The sequence below is a fragment of the Streptomyces sp. NPDC093018 genome (genome assembly GCF_040684035.1).
Lineage (GTDB): Bacteria > Actinomycetota > Actinomycetes > Streptomycetales > Streptomycetaceae > Streptomyces > Streptomyces murinus.
Genome location: NZ_JBFBFF010000002.1, coordinates 532619 through 554258, shown reverse-complemented (window position 1 = coordinate 554258; position 21640 = coordinate 532619). Strand labels below are relative to the sequence as shown.

Below are 21640 nucleotides of genomic sequence, written 5' to 3'. Positions count from 1 at the left end.
GAAGGGTTCTTGTTCTAGTTTGCTCCTCGGGGTTCCGGCCTTTCGGCCCGTTCCCCTCGGCGCAGGAAGAACATTACCCGAAGGTGGACGGGGCTCCAAAACGAGTATCCGAGCGGAGCAGCGCGGGGAGTTCGGACAGGCCGGCGATGCGGTGCACCACGACGTCACCGGCCTCCCGCGCGGGCGACGTACCGCGATCGATCCACACGGACAGCAGCCCGGCCTCGGCGGCGCCCCGCCCGTCGATCTCCGGATGGTCACCGACGTACGCCACCTCGTGCGGGGCGAGGCCCAGTGCCTCGCAGGCGGCCAGGAAGGCGCCGGGCCGCGGCTTGGAGACGCCCAGTTCGGCGGCGCACAGCACGGCCTCGAAGCGGTCCAGCAGACCGAGGGCGCGCAGCTTGTGCTCCTGGACGGGACGGTGATGCTGGAGTTCGACAGGACCGCGTGCAGCGCTGCCCTCGGCATGAACCGTTCCCCGTTCCGTGCCATACGGATGCCGTAGCGTGGGGCCATGAGCGAGTACCGAATCCAGTTCACCGTCGAGGCCCGCTCGGCCTACGACTCCCTGCCCGGCTCGCGCCAGGCGCAGCTGGACAAGGCCCTGCGGATACTGGCCCGCGATCCGTTCCGCAAGACCTCGACCGCTCAGCTCGGCCCGGACGAGCATCTGCGCAAGGCGTACGTGGCCCCGGGCGTGGTGCTGGAATACATGGTGGCCGGCACGATCATGGTCATCGTCGTGCTGGAGATCTTCGACGAGAGCGCCTACCTGGTCGACGAGGCCGACGCGCAGTGACCATGTGGCAGGGGCGGCACCCGGAGTTCCGGGTGCCGCCCCTGTCGCGTGCGGTGGGCCTTACGCGGTGAGCCTCGTCAGGGCCGCGTCGATGCGGGCCAGGGTCGTCTCCTTGCCCAGGACCTCAAGGGACTCGAAGAGCGGGAGGCCGACGGTGCGGCCGGTGACGGCGACGCGGACCGGGGCCTGCGCCTTGCCGAGCTTGAGGCCATGGGCCTCACCGGCGGCCAGGACGGCCTCCTTGAGGGACTCGGGCGACGTCCAGTCCGCGGCCTCAAGCTTCTCGCGGGCCGTGCGCAGCAGGGCGTCGCTGCCCTCCTTCATCGCCTTGGTCCAGGACGCCTCGTCGAGGACCGGCTCCGGCAGGAACAGGAAGTCGACGTTCTCGGTGATCTCGGAGAGCACCTTCAGGCGGGTCTGGGCGTGCGGGGCGATGGCCTCCCACTTGGCCTCGTCGAACGCCTCCGGCGCCCAGGGCGCGAACGGGGCCTTCAGCCAGGTGCGGCAGCGCTCGGTGAACTCCTTCACATCCAGCAGGCGGATGTGGTCGGCGTTGATCGCCTCGCACTTCTTCAGGTCGAAGCGCGCCGGGTTGGGGTTCACGTCGGAGATCTCGAAGGCCGCGACCATCTCCTCGATCGTGAAGATGTCCTGGTCCGCGGAGAGCGACCAGCCCAGCAGGGACAGGTAGTTGAGCAGGCCCTCGGGCAGGAAGCCGCGCTCGCGGTAGAGGTTCAGCGAGGACTGCGGGTCGCGCTTGGAGAGCTTCTTGTTGCCCTCGCCCATCACGTACGGCAGGTGGCCGAAGGCCGGGGTCTGCTTGGCGATGCCCAGCTCCGTCAGCGCCTTGTACAGCGCGATCTGGCGCGGGGTGGAGGAGAGCAGGTCCTCGCCGCGCAGCACGTGCGTGATGTCCATCAGCGCGTCGTCGACGGGGTTGACCAGCGTGTACAGCGGGGCGCCGTTGGCGCGGACGATGCCGTAGTCCGGCACGTTCTCCGGGGTGAAGGTCAGCTCGCCGCGCACCAGGTCGTCGAAGGTGATCGTCTCGTCGGGCATCCGGAACCGGACGATCGGCTCCCGGCCCTCGGCCTGGTACTGCTCGACCTGCTCGGCGGACAGATCGCGGCAGTGGCCGTCGTAGCCGGAGGGCTTGCCGGCGGCGCGGGCGGCCTCGCGGCGGGAGTCCAGCTCCTCCTGGGAGCAGTAGCAGTGGTAGGCGTACCCGCCGTCCAGGAGCTTGCGCGCCACGTCGGCGTAGATGTCCATGCGCTGCGACTGCCGGTACGGCGCGTGCGGGCCGCCGACCTCGGGGCCCTCGTCCCAGTCGAAGCCGAGCCAGCGCATCGCGTCGAGCAGCTGGTTGTAGGACTCCTCGGAGTCGCGGGCCGCGTCGGTGTCCTCGATGCGGAAGACCAGGGTGCCCTGGTGGTGCCGGGCGAACGCCCAGTTGAACAGGGCGGTGCGGACCAGGCCCACATGGGGGTTACCGGTGGGCGAGGGGCAGAAACGGACGCGGACGGGAGAGACGGGGGAGGCGGGTGCGCTAGCCACGCTTGACAACCTTGTTGGTGAGAGTGCCGATGCCTTCGATGGTGACGGCGACGTCGTCGCCGACGTTCAGGGGGCCGACCCCTGCCGGGGTGCCGGTGAGGATGACGTCGCCGGGCAGCAGCGTCATGGCCTCGGTGATGTTGACGATCAGGTCCTCGATGGGGTGGATCATCTCGCTGGTGCGGCCCAGCTGGCGCTGCTCGCCGTTGACGGTGAGCTGCACGGTGAGGTCATTGGCCCGGGCGAGGTCGATGTCCGTCTCCACCCAGGGACCGAGCGGGCAGGAGCTGTCGAAGCCCTTGGCCCGGGCCCACTGCTTCTCGCGGCGCTGGACGTCGCGGGCGGTGATGTCGTTGGCGCAGGTGTAGCCGAGGATCACGTCCTTGACGCGCTCCCGGGGCACCTCGCGGCACATGCGGCCGATGACGACGGCCAGCTCGGCCTCGTGGTGCAGCTCCTCGGTGAACGAGGGGTAGCGGATCTCGTCCCCGGGACCGATCACCGAGGTGGACGGCTTGAAGAAGGCGAACGGTGCCTCGGGCACCTCGTTGCCCAGCTCCCGCGCGTGCTCCGCGTAGTTGCGGCCGAAGGCCACGACCTTGTTGGGGAGGACCGGCGGGAGCAGCCTGACCTTGCTCACCGGCACCTTCGTGCCGGACAGCTCATGGTCGGCGAAGGGGATGCCCTTGATGATGTCGAGGACGAGTTCGTCCTGCTTGTCGCCCTCGACCGCGCCGAAGGCTACGTTCCCGTCGATGGAGAACCTGGCGATGCGCACGGGTGCTTGCGCCCCTCACTGAGAACCGGCGTACTGACGCCCAAGGTTAACCGGTCGGGCGGCGCGATGTTCGGCCGGGAGGGCATGGCGAGGGGATTTTCCGGGGCCGTAATGCGCTTAAGGGGAATTCCCGTTTCCGGTGATTTCGGGGGCGCCGCCGGAGGGACATCGGACGCCTCTCGCGCCTCTGACCTGCGGCGATGTCGTCCGCTTCGGTCGGACGCCGGGGACCGGGATGGCTACGGCGCCCACCGCCGCCGTAGCCGATAAAGGCGGCGGCACGAATGCCGGGGAAAACATGTGCGGCCCGCCGCGGGGGCCGTCGAAAAGACGAGCGCGGCCCGGAAGATCATCGCCGTCGGGTGATCTTCCGGGCCGCGCCCCGGGGTGCCTCGGTCGCTCGGGCGATCACTCGCCGGCGACGGCCGCCGCGGCCTCGGGGAGGTCCATCAGGATGGTGCGCCGGGGGTTGGCCGTCTGGGCGGGGAGTTCGACGGACTGCTCCGGCAGCGCGGGCGTCTGCAGCTCGCCGGCGTCGTCGAGGTGCGCCAGGGTCGTGCGTCGCGGGTTGGCTATCTTGCGGAACATCATCGTCGTCTTCACGGTTGTACGCGTCCTAGTCCTGTGTCGGCGGGTGACAGTGCGGGGTGACAGATACGTCCCTCATGTAAAGCGTCAGGCTAAACATCCGATTCCCTGACCAACTCGCCAACCAGCCCTGATGGTTATGTGATTTTGCTCACCAACCCAGGGACAAACAGGTCAATTCCGGCCTACAACCCGCCCTAACGAAACGGACATTGAGGGCTGGAAGCGCTCATTCCGCTGCCGATCATGGCGACCGGGACACGTGCCACCGAGCGGCAACTCGCAGGGATACGTCCGTTATGGATGAGATCGACTTCCACGACTGGTGACCCGACATGCACACCCTGTCACGGTTGTCACAGCTCGGCACGCGGCCCTTGTTGGAGATCCGCCACTGTGCTGGAATTCCACGGACCGCCGCAGGATCGACCCGGCGCGCAGGGGCGCAACGCAGCGCCGAGTGGCGGCGAGACAAGGGGGAACCAGCGCCGGTCACTCAAGACCACCGGGGGGCGTTTTCAGGGCGCCTTCCACGACGCCGACACCGTGTTCGTCCGCTTGCGCGGAGGGACGCCTGGTCCAGAGGTTGCGACGCTAGTGCAGGGACGTTTCAAGAGGGATGGCAGCGCTTCGGCGGAGCCGGAGCCGCACGACGGGACTGGCCCCATGAAGGGCAGCGCCTCTCCCCAGCACGCCCAGAACCCGGGCCCGACCCCGCCCGGTGAGGGCTCCGACCGCGCACGCCCCGGTGCGGCCGCCTCCTCCGCCAAGGGCACCGCTTCCGGCAAGGGCGGTCCCGCCTCCGGCAAGGGCTCCGCGAAGCCCGCGGGCGGCACGTCGTCCGCCAAGCCCGCCCCGGCCCCGAAGCCCGCGTCGGCGCCGGCCAGTTCCGGCTCGCGCATGGCACTGCGCAACTGGCGCATCTCGACCCGTCTGGTCTCGCTGCTCGCGCTCCCCGTGGTCGCGGCGACCACGCTGGGCGGCCTGCGCATCAACGAGAACCTGAACGACATCCAGCAGCTCGACAACATGAAGCTGCTGACGGACATGACCAAGCAGGCCACCGAGCTGGCCGCCGCGCTCCAGGAGGAGCGCGACCAGTCCGCCGGTCCCATGTCGCACGGGCTCAGCGCGAGCGACTACACGGTCAAGGGCTACCAGCAGAAGACCGACCGGGCCCGCGCCAACTTCCTCGACGCCTCCGAGCAGATCGACGAGGCCAGCAAGGACGGCCAGCTCCAGGGCGTGCGCGACGCGCTCGTCGGCCTCGCCAACCAGCTGGACGACCTGGCGAAGATCCGCCGGTCCGCCTATGAGTCCAAGGGCAACTCGACCCAGACCATCGAGTCGTACCACCGGCTGATCACCCAGCTGATCGACCTGTCCCAGGACATGGCCGAGGCGTCCAGCAACCCCGAGATGATCTCGCGCACCCGCGCCCTGGCGGCGTTCTCCACCGCCAAGGAGTACGCGTCCGTGCAGCGCGCGACCATCGCCGCGGCGCTGCCCTCGACCACCACCAGCAAGGCCGACCTCTCCGAGAACGACCGCCTGTACGGCGAGTCGGCGTACGAGAGCGAGAACTCCGAGCTGGCGATCTTCCGCAAGATCTACGCGAGCCAGAACGCGGAGGAGCTGCTCAAGCCGATCGACGGCGGCAACAACCCGACGATCGAGTCCGCGGACACCTACGCCAAGCGCGCCTTCGCGCAGCGCGGCGGCCTGTCCGACCTGCCCCCGCGCTCCTACCGCGACTGGGTGGACGACAGCTCGACCAAGATCGAGCAGATGAAGAAGATCGAGCACACGCTCCTTGAGGACATGGAGCAGAAGGCGCGCGAGCTCAAGAGCGCCACCCAGCGCGACGCCATCATCTCCGGTGTGCTGATCCTGCTGGTGCTCGGTGTCTCGCTGGTCGGCGCGTTCGTCGTGGCCCGCTCCATGATCCGCTCGCTGCGCCGGCTCCAGGAGACCGCCACCACGGTCGCCCAGGAACGCCTGCCCGAGCTGGTCAAGCAGCTCTCCGAGTCCGACCCGCAGGACGTGGACACCTCCGTCGAGTCGGTCGGTGTGCACTCCCGGGACGAGATCGGCCAGGTGGCCGCGGCCTTCGACGACGTGCACCGCGAGGCGGTCCGCCTCGCCGCCGAGCAGGCCCTGCTGCGGGGCAACGTCAACGCGATGTTCACCAACCTCTCGCGCCGCTCCCAGGGTCTGATCCAGCGCCAGCTGTCGCTCATCTCCGAACTGGAGTCCCGCGAGGCCGACCCGGACCAGCTGTCCTCGCTGTTCAAGCTGGACCACCTCGCCACCCGTATGCGCCGTAACGGCGAGAACCTCCTCGTCCTCGCCGGTGAGGAGCCGGGCCGCCGCTGGACCCGTCCGGTGCCGCTGGTCGACGTGCTCCGCGCCGCCGCCTCCGAGGTGGAGCAGTACGAGCGCATCGAGCTGGCGTCCGTGCCGACGACCGAGGTCGCGGGACGGGTCGTCAACGACCTCGTGCACCTGCTCGCCGAGCTGCTGGAGAACGCCACCTCGTTCTCCTCCCCGCAGACCAAGGTCAAGGTCACCGGTCACGCGCTGCCCGACGGGCGGGTGCTGATCGAGATCCACGACACCGGCATCGGCCTCTCCCCCGAGGACCTCGCGGCGATCAACGAGCGGCTGGCCTCGCCGCCCACCGTGGACGTCTCCGTCTCCCGCCGCATGGGTCTGTTCGTGGTCGGCCGGCTCTCGCAGCGGCACGGCATCCGCATCCAGCTGCGCCCGTCCGACTCCGGTGGCACGACCGCGCTGGTCATGCTGCCCGTGGACGTCGCCCAGGGCGGCAAGAAGGCTCCCGGCAAGCCCGGCGGTCCCGGCGCGGTCGGCGGTCCGGCCGCCGCGCAGGCCGCCGCCGGTGCGGCCGCGGCCCGCCGCGGTGGCGCGGGCGGCCAGGGCGGCGGTGGTCTGCTCGGCTCCGGCGGCAGCGGTGCGCGCGGGCAGGTCGGCGCCGGTCAGGGTCCCCGGGCCGCGCTGCCCGGCGCGGGCCAGGGCGGGCGTCCCGGCGCACCCGGCGGTGCGCCCGGCACTCCGGGCGGCGCGCGTGGTCCGCAGCGCGGCGGTGCCCCCGGCTTCGGTGCCCAGGCGCCGAACGCCCCGCAGAACCTCCAGGCCGCGAACCCGGCCGCGCCGGGGGGACTCCAGGCCGCCAACCCGGCCGGTCCCCAGCAGGATCTGTTCGGTGGCCGCGGCTCGCAGCGCGGCGCCGGTGGCGGCGACCAGGGCCGCCAGCCCCAGCTGCCGCCGCGCGGTGGCCCGCGGGCCGAGCTGCCCGGCGGCGACTCCCGGCGCGGCCAGGACTGGAACGACGGCCGGGCCGCCCTCGACACCCCGCGCGGGCATGACGAGCAGGACCCGTCGGGGACCGCGCAGATGCCGGTGATCGACGACCGGCAGGGTCCGGGCTCGACCGCGCAGATGCCGCGGATCGATCCGCACGGACCCGTGCCCACCGGCGACTTCGGCCGCCCCGAACTGCCCGGCTCCCAGGGCGCGGACCAGTACGGCCGTCCGGAACTCCCGCAGCAGACCGGCCAGTTCGCCCGGCCGGACACCACGGGTCAGTACCAGCGGCCGGACGCCGGTCAGCACACCGGGCAGTTCCAGCGGCCCGAATCCCCGCAGGACACCGGCCAGTTCGCGCGGCCCGACAGCACGGGCCAGTACCAGCGCCCGGACGCCGGCCAGCACACCGGAGAGTTCCAGCGGCCGGACGCGCCGCAGCACACCGGGCAGTTCCCGCAGATGGACGCCCCCCAGCACACCGGTCAGTTCCCGCAGGTCGACCCGGGCCGGCCCACCGGTCAGCACACGGGCCAGTTCCCGCAGGCCGAACTCCCGCAGCAGACCGGGCAGTTCCAGCGTCCCGACGCCGCCCAGCAGACCGGCCGGTTCCCGCGGCCCGACGCCGACCAGCGGCCGGACGCGGCGCAGCAGCAGGGGCGGTACGACGCTCAGGGCGGGCAGCAGGACAACGGCTCGTACGTGCGCTCGGACGTCTTCGGGACCCCGGCCCGGCCGGAGGAGCCCGCCCAGGACGCCGGCCGGTACGCGGCCCCGGGTGCCTATGACAACAGCGGCACCGGACAGCACGCGCTGCCCGGCCGTGCCGACCCGGCGCACACCGGGCAGTTCGAGCGCCCGCAGCCGCCGGTCCGTGACGACTTCGGCGCCCCGCGCCCGCCGGCCCCGCAGCAGGTGCCGGTCCACCAGGAGCGCCCGGTGCGCGAGCCGGAGGCGCTGCCGCCGGCCAGCGGCCCCGGTGACGGCCGTACCCCGCTGTTCGACACGCTGGAGACCAACTGGTTCCACGGCACGGCCGGTCAGCAGCAGGGCCAGCAGCAGGGGGCGCCCGCCGAGCAGCAGCAGCCGGGGGCCGCGCAGCAGCGTGACGCGGCCGCCCCCGGCGGCTCGTGGCGTGCCTCGCCGAACGACGAACTCGTGCGGCAGGCGGAGCGGGTGCGCCAGCCCGCGGCGGGCGGGATCACCACGTCCGGGCTGCCGCGCCGGGTGCCCAGGGCGAACCTCGTGCCGGGCACGGCTCAGCAGCAACAGCACCAAACAGGTCCGCAGGTCTCCCGTGCGCCCGACGACGTACGCGGCCGGCTGACCAATCTCCGTCGGGGCATCGCCCAGGGTCGTCAGGCCGGTACCGGTCAGACGGGCAGCTACCCGAGCCCCACTCACCAGCAGGAGCGTTAGTTGAGTCCGATGAGCCAGGCGGCACAGAACCTGAACTGGTTGATCACCAACTTCGTGGACAACACCCCCGGGGTGTCCCACACGGTGGTGGTCTCCGCCGACGGCCTGCTGCTGGCGATGTCCGAGGGCTTCCCGCGGGACCGCGCCGACCAGCTGGCGGCCGTCGCCTCCGGTCTGACCTCGCTGACGGCCGGGGCTTCCCGGATCTTCGAGGGCGGCACCGTGGCCCAGACGGTCGTGGAGATGGAGCGGGGGTTCCTCTTCCTGATGTCGATCTCGGACGGTTCTTCCCTCGCGGTACTGGCCCACCCGGAGTGCGACATCGGCCTGGTGGGCTACGAGATGGCACTGCTCGTCGACCGCGCGGGGGCGGTCCTCACCCCGGACCTGCGCGCCGAACTACAGGGCAGTCTGCTTCACTGACCGGCCCCGGCACCACACACCTCACCAAAACACCGTCCGGCCGCCACAAACCCCCCACCGGCCCCGTCAGACGGCTTGACTGACCGACTTGCTGTCCCGCCCGGAGGATCCATGACCCCGCCCACCGCCCATCACGATCCGTACGCGGAACCGTACGGGGACGAGGGCGACCAGCCGCTGGTGCGGCCTTACGCCATGACCGGCGGCCGGACCCGGCCGCGTTACCAGCTCGCCATCGAGGCGCTGATCAGCACCACGGCCGACCCCGCCGCGCTCATGGGGCTGCTTCCCGAGCACCAGCGGATCTGCCACCTGTGCCGTGAGGTCAAGTCGGTGGCCGAGGTCTCCGCGCTGCTGAACATGCCACTGGGAGTGGCCCGGATCCTGGTCGCCGACCTGGCCGAGGCCGGTCTGGTCGCCATTCACCAGCCGGGCGGGGACGAGAACAACGGCGGCGCTCCGGACGTGACGCTGCTCGAAAGGGTGCTCAGTGGACTTCGCAAGCTCTGACGCGGGACGGGCCACCACCTCGGCGAAGATCGTGGTGGCGGGCGGCTTCGGCGTGGGCAAGACCACGTTCGTCGGCGCCGTCTCGGAGATCAACCCGCTGCGCACGGAGGCCGTGATGACCTCGGCCTCGGCCGGCATCGACGACCTCACGCACACCGGGGACAAGACCACCACCACGGTGGCCATGGACTTCGGCCGTATCACCCTGGACCAGGACCTCATCCTGTACCTGTTCGGTACGCCGGGTCAGGACCGCTTCTGGTTCATGTGGGACGACCTGGTGCGCGGCGCGATCGGCGCGGTGGTTCTCGTCGACACCCGGAGGCTCGCCGACTGCTTCCCGGCCGTCGACTACTTCGAGAACAGCGGCCTGCCCTTCGTCATCGCCCTCAACGGCTTCGACGGTCACCAGCCGTACACGCCGGACGAGGTGCGCGAGGCACTCCAGATCGGACCCGACACCCCGATCATCACCACCGACGCCCGGCACCGCGCCGACGCGAAGAGCGCGCTGATCACGCTGGTCGAGCACGCGCTGATGGCCCGGCTGCGGTAACGCTCAAGTGCGACACCCCGTACGGCAGTTGCCGTACGGGGGCCGCGCGGGGCCGACTGTGGCCTTTGACACGGTCGGCCGCGGTGTTCATAACAGTTCGGCAGAGGAATCGCCCGAGTCCACCACGCGACGCGGTCACCCGATGTCGCTGCGCGCACAATTGCCCCGCCTTTTGGCGGGGCTCGCTCTTTATGACCGTTTTATCTCTCGTTTACAGCCGAACCGGCACAGGGTTTCCACTGTTTGGAAGTGCGCTGGTCCACGTGCTGGAATGCCTGAACTGCCCCATGGTCCCTGACGTACTGCGTCGTCGTCGGCCGAGCGGGCTCTGAGAGACTGCGGCACGACGTAGGTGCCGACCGCCGAGAGGTTGTTGGTCGAGTGAGGCGAAGCAAGAACGGTCCCGAGCCGTCGGCGCGGGGCAACTTCACCCCGCCGCCGCGCGCCGCGGCACCCGCCCCGGTGTCGGGTGCGGAGCCGGCGGACACTCCCGCGCCGAGCGGCGGCCGCTTCTCCCCGCGCAACTGGCGGGTGCCCACCAGACTGAACGCGATCCTGCTCATACCCGCGGCCGTCGGCCTGGTCATGGGCGGTTTCCAGGTAAACAGCTCGATCGACACCTGGCAGCAGGCCCGGGACGCCGAGAACACCGCCCGGCTGGTGCGCGCGGCCCTCGTCTACGCGGACGCCGTGGAGAACGAGCGCGACATCACCGCCGAGCCGCTCCTTCTGAACAAGAAGGACAGCAAGAGCAAGGCGACGATCGAGAACGCGCGCAAGGCCACCGACCAGGCCGCCGCCGGTTTCACCGAGGCGACCAAGAGCATGCCGCACACGCCCGGTCTTGAGCGCCGGCTGAAGCTGTTCCGCAAGGCCGAGCCCGAGATCCAGGTCCTGCGCAAGACCGCCTACACCTCCAAGCTCACCGGCGTACAGACCGAAGAGGCGTACGTCGAGGTCGCCCACCCCCTGATGGAGTTCGCCAACGAGCTCGGTCTGGGCACCGGCAACATCACCTCCTACGGCCGTACCGTCTACGCCATGTCGCTGACCAAGGCGGCGCTGTCGCTGGAGCGGTCCATCGGCACGCATCTGCTGGTCAAGCCGGGTCCGGACGCACCGAACCTCTCCACCCAGCGGGTCTCCCTGGCCTCGTACGCCTACCTTGAGCGCATCGCGATCGAGGAGTACCAGGGCGGTGGCACCGCGCAGGACTCGCAGGTGCTGGCCGACGCGCAGAAGAAGGTCCTGGCGGACGCCAAGGCCGAGGCCGCGCAGGCCGAGCAGGACGACCCGAACTACGTGCCGCCGCCGAGCAACCCGAACAGCATGGTCTCGGCGCTGGCCACCATGAAGGACACCAGCCCGGCCACCCGTGACGCGCTCGCCGCGAACGGTGTCAGCGCCCAGAACTGGTACGCGGTCAACACTCTCAAGTACAAGGCGTACCGCAAGATCGAGTCGGACATGGCCGACAAGGCCGTGAACGAGGCGTCCGGCATCGCCGACGACGCCCGTACCTCCGCGATCATCACCGGCACCATCGTGGTCATCGCCCTGCTGCTCGCCTTCCTGCTGGCCGGTGCGGTCGCCCGGCAGATGAGCCGCTCGATGCGCCAGCTGCGCAACGCCGCCTTCGGTATCGCCGAGCAGCGGCTGCCGATGCTGGTCGACCAGCTCTCGCGCACCGACCCCGGCCGGGTCGACACCCGGGTCGCCCCGATCCCGATCCACACCAAGGACGAGATCGGCGAGGTCGCCCGCGCCTTCGACCAGGTGCACCGCGAGGCGATCCGGCTCGCCTCCGAGCAGGCCCTGCTGCGGGGCAACATCAACGCGATCTTCACCAACCTGTCGCAGCGCAACCAGTCGCTGATCGAGGGCCAGTTGACCCTGATCACCGACCTGGAGAACAACGAGGCCGACCCGGACCAGCTGGAGAACCTCTTCAAGCTGGACCACCTGGCCACCCGTATGCGCCGCAACGGCGAGAACCTCCTGGTCCTCGCGGGCGAGGAGCCCGGCCGCCGCTGGGACCAGCCGGTCCCGCTGGTCGATGTGCTGCGGGCCGCCTCCTCCGAGGTGGAGCAGTACGAGCGCATCGAGCTGTCCGGTGTCCCGGACGCCGAGATCCACGGCCGCGCCGTCACCGACCTCGTGCACCTGCTGGCCGAGCTGCTGGAGAACGCCACCACGTTCTCCTCGCCGCAGACCAAGGTCAAGGTCACCGCGACCCGGCTGCCCGACGGCCGGGTCATGGTCGAGATCCACGACAAGGGCATCGGCCTGACCGCCGAGGACTTCGCGGACATCAACCACAAGCTGGCCAACCCGCCGACCGTGGACGCCGCGATCTCCCAGCGCATGGGCCTGTTCGTGGTCGGCCGGCTGTCCGACCGGCACGGCATCCGGGTCCAGCTGCGCCCCTCGGGCGAGCAGGCCGGCACCACCTCGCTGGTCATGCTGCCGGACGCGATCACGCACGGCGGTGGCGGCGACACCTCGCTGGAGCGCGAGGAGTTCACGGTCTCGCAGATCATCCCGGAGCAGCAGTTCCAGGCGGAACGCCCGGAGGTGGCGCCGCCGCTGCGCACGGCCGCCGAACTCGGCTTCGACGACAGCCAGTACACCGAGGTCCCCGACGACATCCGCGACCTGGACCCGGTCGGCCGCTCGCTGCTCCGCGAGGGGCGCCGCGCCGCCCTGGAGGCGCAGACCCACGGCCAGCCGCAGCCGGCCGAGCCGCGCCAGGACACCGGCGAGACCTACGCCGAGCCGCTGTTCGAGCAGCAGAGCACCGGCTATCCCGAGCAGCCGCAGCAGCCGTACGAGGAGACTCCGTACCAGGAGACCCCGTACCAGGAGGCCGGGTACCAGGAGGCCGGGTACCAGGAGGCCGGGTACCAGGAGGCCGGGTACCAGGAGCAGGCGTACCAGGAGCCGTACACGGAGACGCCGTCCGCGTCCTACGAGCGGTCCTACGACGGGCAGTACTACCCCCAGAACGGTGAACCGGCGGGCGCGGAGGGCTACTCGGCGAACGGCGGCTACCCGCAGAACGGCTATGCGGAGCCCGCCTACCAGGGCGACTGGCAGCAGCAGGGCGCCTACCAGAACGGCTACCCGGCCCATTACGCTCCGGAAACGGAATCCGCGCCGGCCGACGCGAGTGAGCAGAACCGCGTAGGCTTCGACAGTCCCGGAGCGGTCGCTCCCGCCGCGCACGAGCTGACCGACGCCGGGCTGCCCCGCCGGGGATCCGTCCCGAACGGTTTCGACGGCGCGGCCCCCGCACAGCAGGAGACGCCGGCTGCCGCACCGGGCAACACCGGTGACGGCGCATGGCGTTCGGCGGACGACGGCGACGGAGACGACGACTGGCGTTCGGCGAACGACGAGCGCTGGCAGCAGGCTTCCCAGCTGCGCAAGCCCAAGGCAGGCGGGGTCACCGCCTCCGGGCTGCCGCGGCGGGTGCCCAAGGCCAACCTGGTCGAGGGCAGCGCCGAAACCACCCCCCAGGGAGGCCCCCAGGTCTCCCGTGCCCCGGAGGACGTCCGGGGCAGGCTGAGCAATCTGCGCCGGGGCGTCCAGCGCGGACGCAGCGCAGGCAGTGAAACGAACGGCCAGGCCACTGGGAATGAACACAGTGGTCCTGACAGCACCTACAACCAGGAGCGTTAGTGTGAGCCCGATGAGCCAGGCGGCACAGAACCTGAACTGGTTGATCACCAACTTCGTGGACAACACCCCGGGGGTGTCCCACACGGTGGTGGTCTCCGCCGACGGACTCCTTCTGGCGATGTCCGAAGGCTTCCCCCGTGACCGCGCCGACCAGCTCGCCGCCGTCGCCTCCGGTCTGACCTCGCTGACCGCCGGTGCCTCGCGCATCTTCGAGGGCGGCAGCGTCAACCAGACGGTTGTGGAGATGGAGCGGGGATTCCTCTTCCTCATGTCCATCTCGGACGGATCGTCCCTCGCGGTCCTGGCCCACCCGGAAGCGGACATCGGCCTCATCGGGTACGAGATGGCCCTGCTGGTGGACCGCGCGGGCACGGTCCTCACCCCGGATCTCCGCGCGGAGCTCCAGGGAAGCCTTCTCAACTAGTAATCGGACGGTGCGTATTCGTGTCCCGGGGCCTTAAGGTTTCGGGACGCGGCTCCACACGGATGGGTGCCCGACGCAGTCGGAGGAGGAGAAAGTGGCAACACCCCCAGGAGGTTCGCCCTCGGGCAATTGGTCGTACGGCCCTGCCCAGGGCCACGGCGACGGCTCGGCGAACCCGTACAACTTCCCCTCCGCACCGCACCACCGGCAGCCGTACGCCCCGCAGGGCCCCGGCCCCTCGCCGTACGACCGGCCCCAGGGCCCCGGTCCTTCGCCGTACGACCAGCCGCCTGCCCCGCGCATCCAGCCGGTCCAGCCGCAGCGCCGCCCCGAGCCGGCGCCCGCAGCGAACAACCCCTTGGTGCGTCCGTACGCCATGACCGGTGGCCGGACCCGCCCGCGCTACCAGCTCGCCATCGAGGCGCTGGTGCACACCACCGCTGCTCCGCACCAGATGCAGGGCCAACTGCCCGAGCATCAGCGGATCTGCAATCTCTGCCGGGAGATCAAGTCGGTGGCCGAGGTCTCGGCCCTGCTGACGATCCCCCTCGGCGTGGCCAGGATCCTCGTCGCCGACTTGGCGGAGGCGGGCCTGGTCGCCATCCATCAGCCCGGCGGCGACGAGAACGCCGGTGGCCAGCCAGACGTGACACTGCTCGAAAGGGTGCTCAGTGGACTTCGCAAGCTCTAGCGGAGGGCCGGTTTCTCAGAGTCGCTCCACCACCTCCGCGAAGATCGTGGTGGCGGGCGGCTTCGGCGTGGGCAAGACCACGTTCGTCGGCGCCGTCTCGGAGATCAACCCGCTGCGCACAGAGGCCGTGATGACGTCCGCTTCGGCCGGCATCGACGACCTCACCCACACCGGAGACAAGACCACCACCACGGTGGCCATGGACTTCGGCCGTATCACCCTGGACCAGGACCTCATCCTGTACCTGTTCGGTACGCCCGGTCAGGACCGCTTCTGGTTCATGTGGGACGACCTCGTCCGCGGCGCGATCGGCGCCGTCGTCCTCGTCGACACCCGGAGGCTCGCCGACTGCTTCCCGGCCGTCGACTACTTCGAGAACAGCGGCCTGCCCTTCGTCATCGCCCTCAACGGCTTCGACGGCAACCAGCCGTACAACCCGGACGAGGTGCGCGAGGCACTCCAGATCGGGCCCGACACCCCGATCATCACCACCGACGCCCGGCACCGCGCCGACGCGAAGTCGACGCTCATCACGCTCGTGGAGCACGCGCTGATGGCGCGCCTGCGATAGCGACCGCTGATCTGTACGTCGTGAGGGGCGGCAACCTGACCGGTTGCCGCCCCTCACGCACGCATCGGGTGCCTGTGCGAGTCGATCGAGTCGATCGAGAAAGCCGACGTATGAGTACGACGTTCACCATGCCCACCTCGCCCGAGACTCTCGAACTCCTCGACTCGATCGCGGACAAGATGGTCTCGGAGTTCGGCATCACGCGTGCCGAGGCCGTCGCCCGAATCAATGCGCACTGGCACGGGCAGGACCTGTCCGACGAGGACTGTCTCGTCCCGCATGAGGAGGAGCGGTTCTGGGCGTTCGTGATCTATTACGGCAGGAACGTGCCGGACTGGAGTCCGGGGGCGGATCGCAGTGGCTGGGTTCCCACGGAGCCGCCGGCCGCCGGTTCGGAGTACTGGACCGTGCCGGGCTGAGACGCGACGAGAGCCGCCGACCCCAACGGGGTCGGCGGCTCTCGGTGTTCAGGGGCCCGACGGAGTCAGTGCCAGCTGTGCGGGGCGCGGAAGCCGGGCTCGCGGTCCAGGCGGCGCCAGCCGGCCTTGGGGTGGGGGCGGTGGTGGGTCGGCTCGGCGGGGCGGGCGGCGGCGCGGGCGAGCAGGACGGCCGTGATGGCGGCGACCTCCTCGGGGTCGGCGTGGCCCTTCTCGACGCGGATGTCGGCAGTGCTCATGGGTGTCAGTCTCCGTAAGAGAGATGTCCGCTCGGTTACTGCGGGGGGTTGCCGTGCTTGCGGGACGGGAGGTCGGCGTGCTTGGTCTGGAGCATCGCCAGCGACTTCACCAGCACCTCGCGGGTCTCGGCCGGGTCGATGACGTCGTCGACCAGGCCGCGCTCGGCGGCGTAATAGGGGTGCATCAGCTCGGACTTGTACTCCTTGACCATGCGGGCCCGCATGGCCTCGGGGTCCTCGGCCTCGGCGATCTGACGGCGGAAGATGACGTTGGCCGCGCCCTCCGCGCCCATCACGGCGATCTCGTTGGTGGGCCAGGCGTAGGTGAGGTCGGCGCCGATCGACTGGGAGTCCATGACGATGTAGGCACCTCCGTACGCCTTGCGCAGGATCAGCGAGATCCGCGGCACGGTGGCGTTGCAGTAGGCGTAGAGCAGCTTCGCGCCGTGCCGGATGATGCCGCCGTGCTCCTGGTCGACGCCGGGGAGGAACCCGGGGACGTCCAGGAAGGTCACGATCGGAACATTGAAAGCGTCACACATCTGAACAAAGCGCGCAGCTTTTTCACTCGCCTCGATGTCCAGTACGCCCGCGAGGACCTGCGGCTGGTTGGCGACGATGCCGACCACCTGGCCGTCGATGCGGGCGAGGGCGCAGATGATGTTGCGCGCCCAGCGCTCGTGGACCTCCAGGTACTCGCCGTCGTCGACGATCTCCTCGATGACCTTGGTCATGTCGTACGGCCGGTTGCCGTCGGCCGGGACCAGGTCGAGCAGGACGTCCGAGCGGCGGTCGGCCGGGTCGGAGCACTCGGTGCGCGGCGGGTTCTCGCGGTTGTTCTGCGGCAGCAGCGACAGCAGATAGCGCACCTCGGCGATGCACGTCTCCTCGTCGTCGTACGCGAAGTGGCAGACACCGCTCGTCTCGGCGTGCACATCCGCGCCGCCGAGGCCGTTCTGGGTGATCTCCTCGCCCGTCACCGCCTTGACCACGTCGGGTCCGGTGATGAACATCTGCGAGGTCTCACGGACCATGAAGACGAAGTCCGTGAGGGCCGGCGAGTACGCCGCGCCGCCCGCGCACGGGCCCAGCATCACGGAGATCTGCGGGATGACACCCGAGGCCTTCGTGTTGCGCTGGAAGATGCCGCCGTATCCGGCGAGCGCGCTGACGCCCTCCTGGATGCGGGCGCCCGCGCCGTCGTTCAGGGAGACCAGGGGCGCGCCGGCCGCGATGGCCATGTCCATGATCTTGTGGATCTTGGTGGCGTGGGCCTCGCCCAGCGCGCCGCCGAAGATCCGGAAGTCATGGGCGTACACGAAGACCGTACGGCCCTCGACCGTGCCCCAGCCGGTGATGACACCGTCGGTGTACGGCTTCTTGGCCTCCAGACCGAAGCCGGTCGCGCGGTGCCGGCGCAGCTGCTCGACCTCCTGGAAGGAACCCGGGTCCAGGAGCAGCTCGATCCGCTCCCGCGCCGTCAGCTTGCCCTTGGCGTGCTGCGCCTTGGTCGCCTTCTCGCTGGGGCCGGCCACGGCCTGCGCACGGATGTCGTGCAGTTCGGCGACCCGTCCGCGCGCGTCCGTCGGCTCGCCGGTCGGCTCACCCGTCGTCTCTTCCAAAACGGTCATGTAGCGACCTTACGAAGGACACCAAGGAAAGCGAGCCGTCGACTCCGTACAGTCTCACGCCCGTTTTCCTGGTGCGAGTGAACAGAACCCGGGCGAGGTGCAGCCGTTCCGACTGCTCAGAGGCGGCTTGCGTTGTGGGAACACCACAAGGACGACACCGGGGAACCATCCCGCATTCGTGGGAACGGGCATGCCATCCCTGGAGTGACACCACCCCTCGGACGGCCCTCAGCCGGGGCCCGGCCCCCACGGTAATGCGCATCTCCCGGCGAGCGCGCATAGTGACTTTGAGTCATTGACACGCCACGCTGCGGATGATGTTGAAAACCGAACGGAATGGGTCTACCGTCTGAGCCGTTCGGTTCGTTGAACGTTAAACAGAATGGCTCCAGGAGGACGTCATGGGCATCTTCGGCCGCAAGGACAACACGACCGCCGCCACCGCAGGGGCCCCCGGCCCCGATCTGGCCGCGCTGACCGGCGACTACACGATCGACCCCGCGCACACCACGATCGAGTTCGTGGCCCGCCACGCGATGGTCACCAATGTGCGCGGCAGCTTCCAGGACTTCAGCGGCAGCCTCCACCTGGACGGTCAGGATCCGGCCAAGTCCACGGCCACCCTCGACGTCAGGATGGCGAGCATCGACACCGGCAACGCCGACCGCGACGGCCACCTGAAATCGGCCGACTTCTTCAAGATCGACGAGTTCCCGACCATGACCTTCCGCTCCACCAGGGCGGAGTCCCTGGGCGGCGAGGACTACCGCATCACCGGCGACCTCTCGCTGCTCGGCGTCACCAGGCCGATCACCATCGACCTGGAGTTCAACGGCGTCGCCAAGGACCCGTTCGGCAATGAGCGCGCCGGGTTCGAGGGCAAGGCAGAACTGCTGCGTTCCGAGTGGGGCCTGACCTGGAACGCCGCGCTGGAGACGGGCGGGGTGCTGATCTCCGACAAGATCAAGCTCAACTTCGACGTCTCCGCGATCAAGAACGCGTGAGCCCCGGCCGGCCGCGCCCTACCGGCAGCAGCCACCACGCCGACGCCACCGACAGCACCGCCCCCGCCGCGATCGCAAAGAGCCGGGCCGGCAGCTGATCGGTGGCGTTCTGGCCGAAGTACCCGAGGAGCAGGGAGAGGGCGGTGGTCATGCCGGCCGCCCAGAAGGCGTAGTCGAGCGGGCGCAGCCACAGGGCGATGGCGAGGACGCCGAACAGGGCCGCCACCGCCGCGTGTCCGGCGAGCCCGCAGACCGCCACCCCGGTCGCGAGCAGGGTGCCCGCGCAGGCACCGAGGAACCGGCGAACCCCCTTGCGCAGTACGTCGTTTCGCCCCCGGTTGCCGCTCGCCGTGACGTACGCGGTGAGCACGATCCAGGGCCAGTGGTCGTCGTACAGGAGCCGTCCGAGCACGAACGCGGCGGCGGTCGCGGTCGCGGTCTGTACGGCCATCCGCGTGCTGGGGCGCGGGCGCGGGGTGGTCGCGCGACGGGGCTTCAGGGGCTCGGGATGCCCGGACTCCTCGGGGCCCGGGGTGAGTCGGGCGGCGGATGTCCGCACCAGCAGCACGCTCGCCCAGGCCAGGAGGCCGATCAGCGCGGACCAGCCCCAGTTCACCGCCTCGGGCCGGCCACCGGCGGGCAGGGTGGGGCCGGGCACGATCAGCAGGGCGATGAGCGGCAGGGTGATCAGGGTGCCCGCGCGGGTGGCGGCGGGGCCGTAGCGGCGGATCCAGATCGCGAGGGCGAGACCGGCGGTGAAGACGGCCGCGCCGATCCCGTAGTGGGCGGCGAGCAGCCGGGACAGGCCCGCGCACCCGGCGGCCGCCAGGGGCAGCAAGGTGAGCGCGGTGAGCCGGCCGCGCCGGCCGGCCCACCAGCGGCCCCGTGCGAGGGTCAGGGTGAGGGCGACCGCGAGGACCACGGAGTCCGTGTGCAGCCAGGCCGCGCCCTCCAGCCACAGAGCGACCGCCCAGGAGAGCAGTACGGCCGTCATCGTCACGGCGGCTTCATAAGCGTTGCGTATCAGTCTCTGACGCACTGTCCGAGAATAGAGCCTGCGAGTCGGCTCTTTAATAAGTGGCTGCGTACGATATCGCGCATGGATGATCATCTCGCCGATGCCGCCGCTCTCCGTCGTGCCGTCGTCCGGATCAACCGGCGGCTGCGGCAGGAGCGCGGGGAGGGCGGCCTGAGCCCCAACCAGCTCGCGGTGCTGGGACATCTGCACGCGCACGGCCCGGCCACCCCGGGGCGGATCGCGGCGCGCGAGCGGCAGCGACCGCAGTCGCTGACCCGGGTGTTCGCGGATCTGGAGGCGGAGGGGCTGATCGCCCGGGAGCCGGACGCGGACGACCGCAGGCAGTCCGTGCTGACCCTCACCGAACCGGGACGCCGGGCGCTGGAGCGGGACATGGCCGAGCGGGACATCTGGCTCGCCGCGGCCCTGAGCACGCTCGGCGAGACGGAACGCGGGGTGCTGACGCTGGCGGCGGCGCTGCTGGAGCGGGTGGGGTCGATGGAGATACCGGGCACGGAGGTCTGACCGCCCACTCGCGCACGGAACCCCCCTTGCGGGTACGGCTCGGTCCTCCCCTTACGGGTACGGCTCAGTCCCCGAACCCGCCGCCGAAGTCGCCCCCGTCTCCCCCGCCGAAGCCCCCGCCGTCACCGAATCCGCCGCCGAAGTCACCGGGGTCGAAGTCGGTGCCGGAGACGTCGCCGCCCTGGAAGTCGGCGCCGCCGAAGTCGCCGTACCCGGCGCCGTAGTCGGCCGCGTAGGAGGGCGTGGACATCATGGAGCCCAGCAGGGTGCCGAAGAGCAGGCCGGGGAGGATGCCGCCGCCGAAGTAGCCGCCGGCCCAGGGGCCGTAGGCGGGTCCGGCGTCCCAGTAAGGGCGGCGGCCGTGCTCGGTGTCGACCTCGCGGATCACGGGATCGCGGCCGTCGGCGAGGCGGGTGGCGTCGGCGGCGCAGACCGGGACCTCGCGCGGGGCGCCACTGGGCGGACTCCAGGTGGCGTCGGCGACCGAGGGGCCGTGGCGGGGGTCGAAGAAGCAGGGCGGGCGGCGCTCGGGCAGCGGGCGGCCCGCGCGGCGCGCGGCCAGCTGGGCGAGGCAGAAGCGGCCGTCCTCCAGCGCCTCGGTGACCGGCCGGACATCCTCCGGCCTGGCCGCCTCGGCCATCCGCTGCTTCGCGCTCTCGTAGGCGTCCAGGGCACGCTCGTAGTCACCGCGCATCGCGTCGTCCGCGCCGGGTTCGGCCGGATGGAAGTCGAGGCGGTCGAGTTCCTCGCCGAACGCGGTGATGTCCTCGTCCACCACCACCCGCAGCCGCTCCAGGGCAGCCCGCTGCTCCCGCTCGCGCCGTCGCCGGCTCCGCCGTACCAGCGTGTACGCGCCCGCGGCGCCCGCCACCAGTACCGCGGCGACCACGATCAGGCCGGTGCCGGAGCCTGCGCCGCTGCCTGCGGCGTTCCAGCCGCGGGGCGCGCGGCCGCCCATGGTGGCCAGCGCGCGGTCGGTGAAGTCGGTGAGCTGGGCCTTGGTGTTCTCGCCGTGGACGCTGGTCACCAGGTTCTGCCGGGCGGTCGACGACATCACGGAGGCATCCGCGCGGGCGTCGAAGCGGTCGCCGAGCCGGATGCCGTACAGACCGGTGATGCCGGTGGCGGCGCGCAGGTCGGGGAAGAGGTTCGTGGTGGGGTAGCCGGCCGGGAGGACGGCGATGAACAGCGGTTTGTTCGCGTCCTTGATCCGTTTCGCCAGCGCGTCGGCGTCCGCGCGGGACAGCTGGGCGGAGGCGGCCGGGTCGACGTAGACCGGGCCGGAGCGCAGGGCGCGGGCGATGGTGGAGACGCCGGTGTCCGCGCTCGCCCCGGGGGCGAGCCCGGTCGCCAGGACCAGGGCGAGCACGGCGAGCAGCAGGGCGGGGAGGCTTCGGGTCCGCGGGACGGCCTTCATGTCTCGACGCTACCCGAAGCCTCCCTTAAGGGGTCATTCAGGGCGGACCGG

The 21640-nt window shown here is 70.6% G+C and carries 19 protein-coding genes and 1 pseudogene; 12 read left to right on the top strand and 8 right to left on the bottom strand.

Going from position 1 to position 21640, the window contains the following annotated elements; all coding sequences use genetic code 11:
• Positions 1–73 precede the first annotated feature (73 nt).
• Positions 74–415: pseudogene (locus AB0N90_RS06340) on the bottom strand (HAD family hydrolase); the annotation flags it as partial.
• A 99-nt stretch (positions 416–514) separates the two neighbouring features.
• Here AB0N90_RS06340 and AB0N90_RS06335 point away from each other — a divergent pair.
• The gene (locus AB0N90_RS06335) at positions 515–799 is read left to right on the top strand and encodes a hypothetical protein (protein ID WP_365193627.1); all 285 of its coding nucleotides are present in this window, start codon (positions 515–517) and stop codon (positions 797–799) included.
• A gap of 60 nt (positions 800–859) precedes the next feature.
• On the opposite strand, the gene gltX is transcribed toward AB0N90_RS06335, so the two are convergent.
• The 3 genes from gltX to AB0N90_RS06320 all read right to left on the bottom strand — a co-directional run bounded on the left by gltX (position 860) and on the right by AB0N90_RS06320 (position 3734).
• Positions 860–2353, bottom strand: a complete 1494-nt coding sequence (gene gltX / locus AB0N90_RS06330) for a glutamate--tRNA ligase (RefSeq protein WP_365193352.1) — start codon at positions 2351–2353, stop codon at positions 860–862.
• Positions 2346–3131, bottom strand: coding sequence for a fumarylacetoacetate hydrolase family protein (locus tag AB0N90_RS06325; RefSeq protein WP_365193350.1), 786 nt, complete (start codon positions 3129–3131; stop codon positions 2346–2348). Before AB0N90_RS06325 ends, gltX begins: the two co-directional genes overlap by 8 nt.
• Before the next feature lie 408 nt (positions 3132–3539).
• Positions 3540–3734, bottom strand: coding sequence for a hypothetical protein (locus AB0N90_RS06320; RefSeq protein WP_361677186.1), 195 nt, complete (start codon positions 3732–3734; stop codon positions 3540–3542).
• A 582-nt stretch (positions 3735–4316) separates the two neighbouring features.
• Here AB0N90_RS06320 and AB0N90_RS06315 point away from each other — a divergent pair.
• The 9 genes from AB0N90_RS06315 to AB0N90_RS06275 all read left to right on the top strand — a co-directional run bounded on the left by AB0N90_RS06315 (position 4317) and on the right by AB0N90_RS06275 (position 15737).
• Entirely contained in the window at positions 4317–8462 is a 4146-nt protein-coding gene (locus AB0N90_RS06315) for a nitrate- and nitrite sensing domain-containing protein (RefSeq protein WP_365193348.1), read from the top strand.
• A gap of 9 nt (positions 8463–8471) precedes the next feature.
• The gene (locus tag AB0N90_RS06310; RefSeq protein ID WP_037654657.1) at positions 8472–8885 is read left to right on the top strand and encodes a roadblock/LC7 domain-containing protein; all 414 of its coding nucleotides are present in this window, start codon (positions 8472–8474) and stop codon (positions 8883–8885) included.
• A gap of 111 nt (positions 8886–8996) precedes the next feature.
• Positions 8997–9395, top strand: a complete 399-nt coding sequence (locus AB0N90_RS06305; protein ID WP_037654659.1) for a DUF742 domain-containing protein — start codon at positions 8997–8999, stop codon at positions 9393–9395.
• The gene (locus tag AB0N90_RS06300; RefSeq protein ID WP_085566720.1) at positions 9376–9951 is read left to right on the top strand and encodes an ATP/GTP-binding protein; all 576 of its coding nucleotides are present in this window, start codon (positions 9376–9378) and stop codon (positions 9949–9951) included. Before AB0N90_RS06305 ends, AB0N90_RS06300 begins: the two co-directional genes overlap by 20 nt.
• A 381-nt stretch (positions 9952–10332) precedes the next feature.
• Entirely contained in the window at positions 10333–13632 is a 3300-nt protein-coding gene (locus tag AB0N90_RS06295; protein ID WP_365193347.1) for a nitrate- and nitrite sensing domain-containing protein, read from the top strand.
• A 10-nt stretch (positions 13633–13642) separates the two neighbouring features.
• Positions 13643–14056, top strand: a complete 414-nt coding sequence (locus tag AB0N90_RS06290; protein WP_030948713.1) for a roadblock/LC7 domain-containing protein — start codon at positions 13643–13645, stop codon at positions 14054–14056.
• A gap of 94 nt (positions 14057–14150) precedes the next feature.
• Complete coding sequence (locus AB0N90_RS06285) at positions 14151–14747, top strand: DUF742 domain-containing protein (protein WP_361677195.1); 597 nt, start codon at positions 14151–14153, stop codon at positions 14745–14747.
• Positions 14728–15318, top strand: a complete 591-nt coding sequence (locus AB0N90_RS06280) for an ATP/GTP-binding protein (RefSeq protein WP_085566719.1) — start codon at positions 14728–14730, stop codon at positions 15316–15318. The genes AB0N90_RS06285 and AB0N90_RS06280 overlap by 20 nt, the downstream gene beginning before the upstream one ends.
• A gap of 110 nt (positions 15319–15428) precedes the next feature.
• Positions 15429–15737, top strand: coding sequence for a hypothetical protein (locus tag AB0N90_RS06275; RefSeq protein ID WP_365193345.1), 309 nt, complete (start codon positions 15429–15431; stop codon positions 15735–15737).
• A 65-nt stretch (positions 15738–15802) separates the two neighbouring features.
• On the opposite strand, the gene AB0N90_RS06270 is transcribed toward AB0N90_RS06275, so the two are convergent.
• Complete coding sequence (locus AB0N90_RS06270; protein ID WP_085566717.1) at positions 15803–15994, bottom strand: acyl-CoA carboxylase subunit epsilon; 192 nt, start codon at positions 15992–15994, stop codon at positions 15803–15805.
• Between the two features lie 35 nt (positions 15995–16029).
• On the bottom strand, positions 16030–17625 hold the full coding sequence (locus AB0N90_RS06265) for an acyl-CoA carboxylase subunit beta (RefSeq protein ID WP_085566716.1): 1596 nt from the start codon (positions 17623–17625) through the stop codon (positions 16030–16032).
• A gap of 401 nt (positions 17626–18026) precedes the next feature.
• Between AB0N90_RS06265 and AB0N90_RS06260 the strand changes: the two genes are divergently transcribed.
• Entirely contained in the window at positions 18027–18629 is a 603-nt protein-coding gene (locus tag AB0N90_RS06260) for a YceI family protein (protein WP_365193342.1), read from the top strand.
• Here AB0N90_RS06260 and AB0N90_RS06255 read toward each other — a convergent pair.
• Positions 18616–19623, bottom strand: a complete 1008-nt coding sequence (locus AB0N90_RS06255) for an FUSC family protein (RefSeq protein ID WP_365193616.1) — start codon at positions 19621–19623, stop codon at positions 18616–18618. The two genes, AB0N90_RS06260 and AB0N90_RS06255, sit on opposite strands and share 14 nt — an antisense overlap.
• A 105-nt stretch (positions 19624–19728) precedes the next feature.
• Between AB0N90_RS06255 and AB0N90_RS06250 the strand changes: the two genes are divergently transcribed.
• Complete coding sequence (locus tag AB0N90_RS06250) at positions 19729–20172, top strand: MarR family transcriptional regulator (RefSeq protein ID WP_085568755.1); 444 nt, start codon at positions 19729–19731, stop codon at positions 20170–20172.
• Between the two features lie 64 nt (positions 20173–20236).
• On the opposite strand, the gene AB0N90_RS06245 is transcribed toward AB0N90_RS06250, so the two are convergent.
• Positions 20237–21589, bottom strand: coding sequence for a hypothetical protein (locus AB0N90_RS06245; protein WP_365193340.1), 1353 nt, complete (start codon positions 21587–21589; stop codon positions 20237–20239).
• Positions 21590–21640 lie beyond the last annotated feature (51 nt).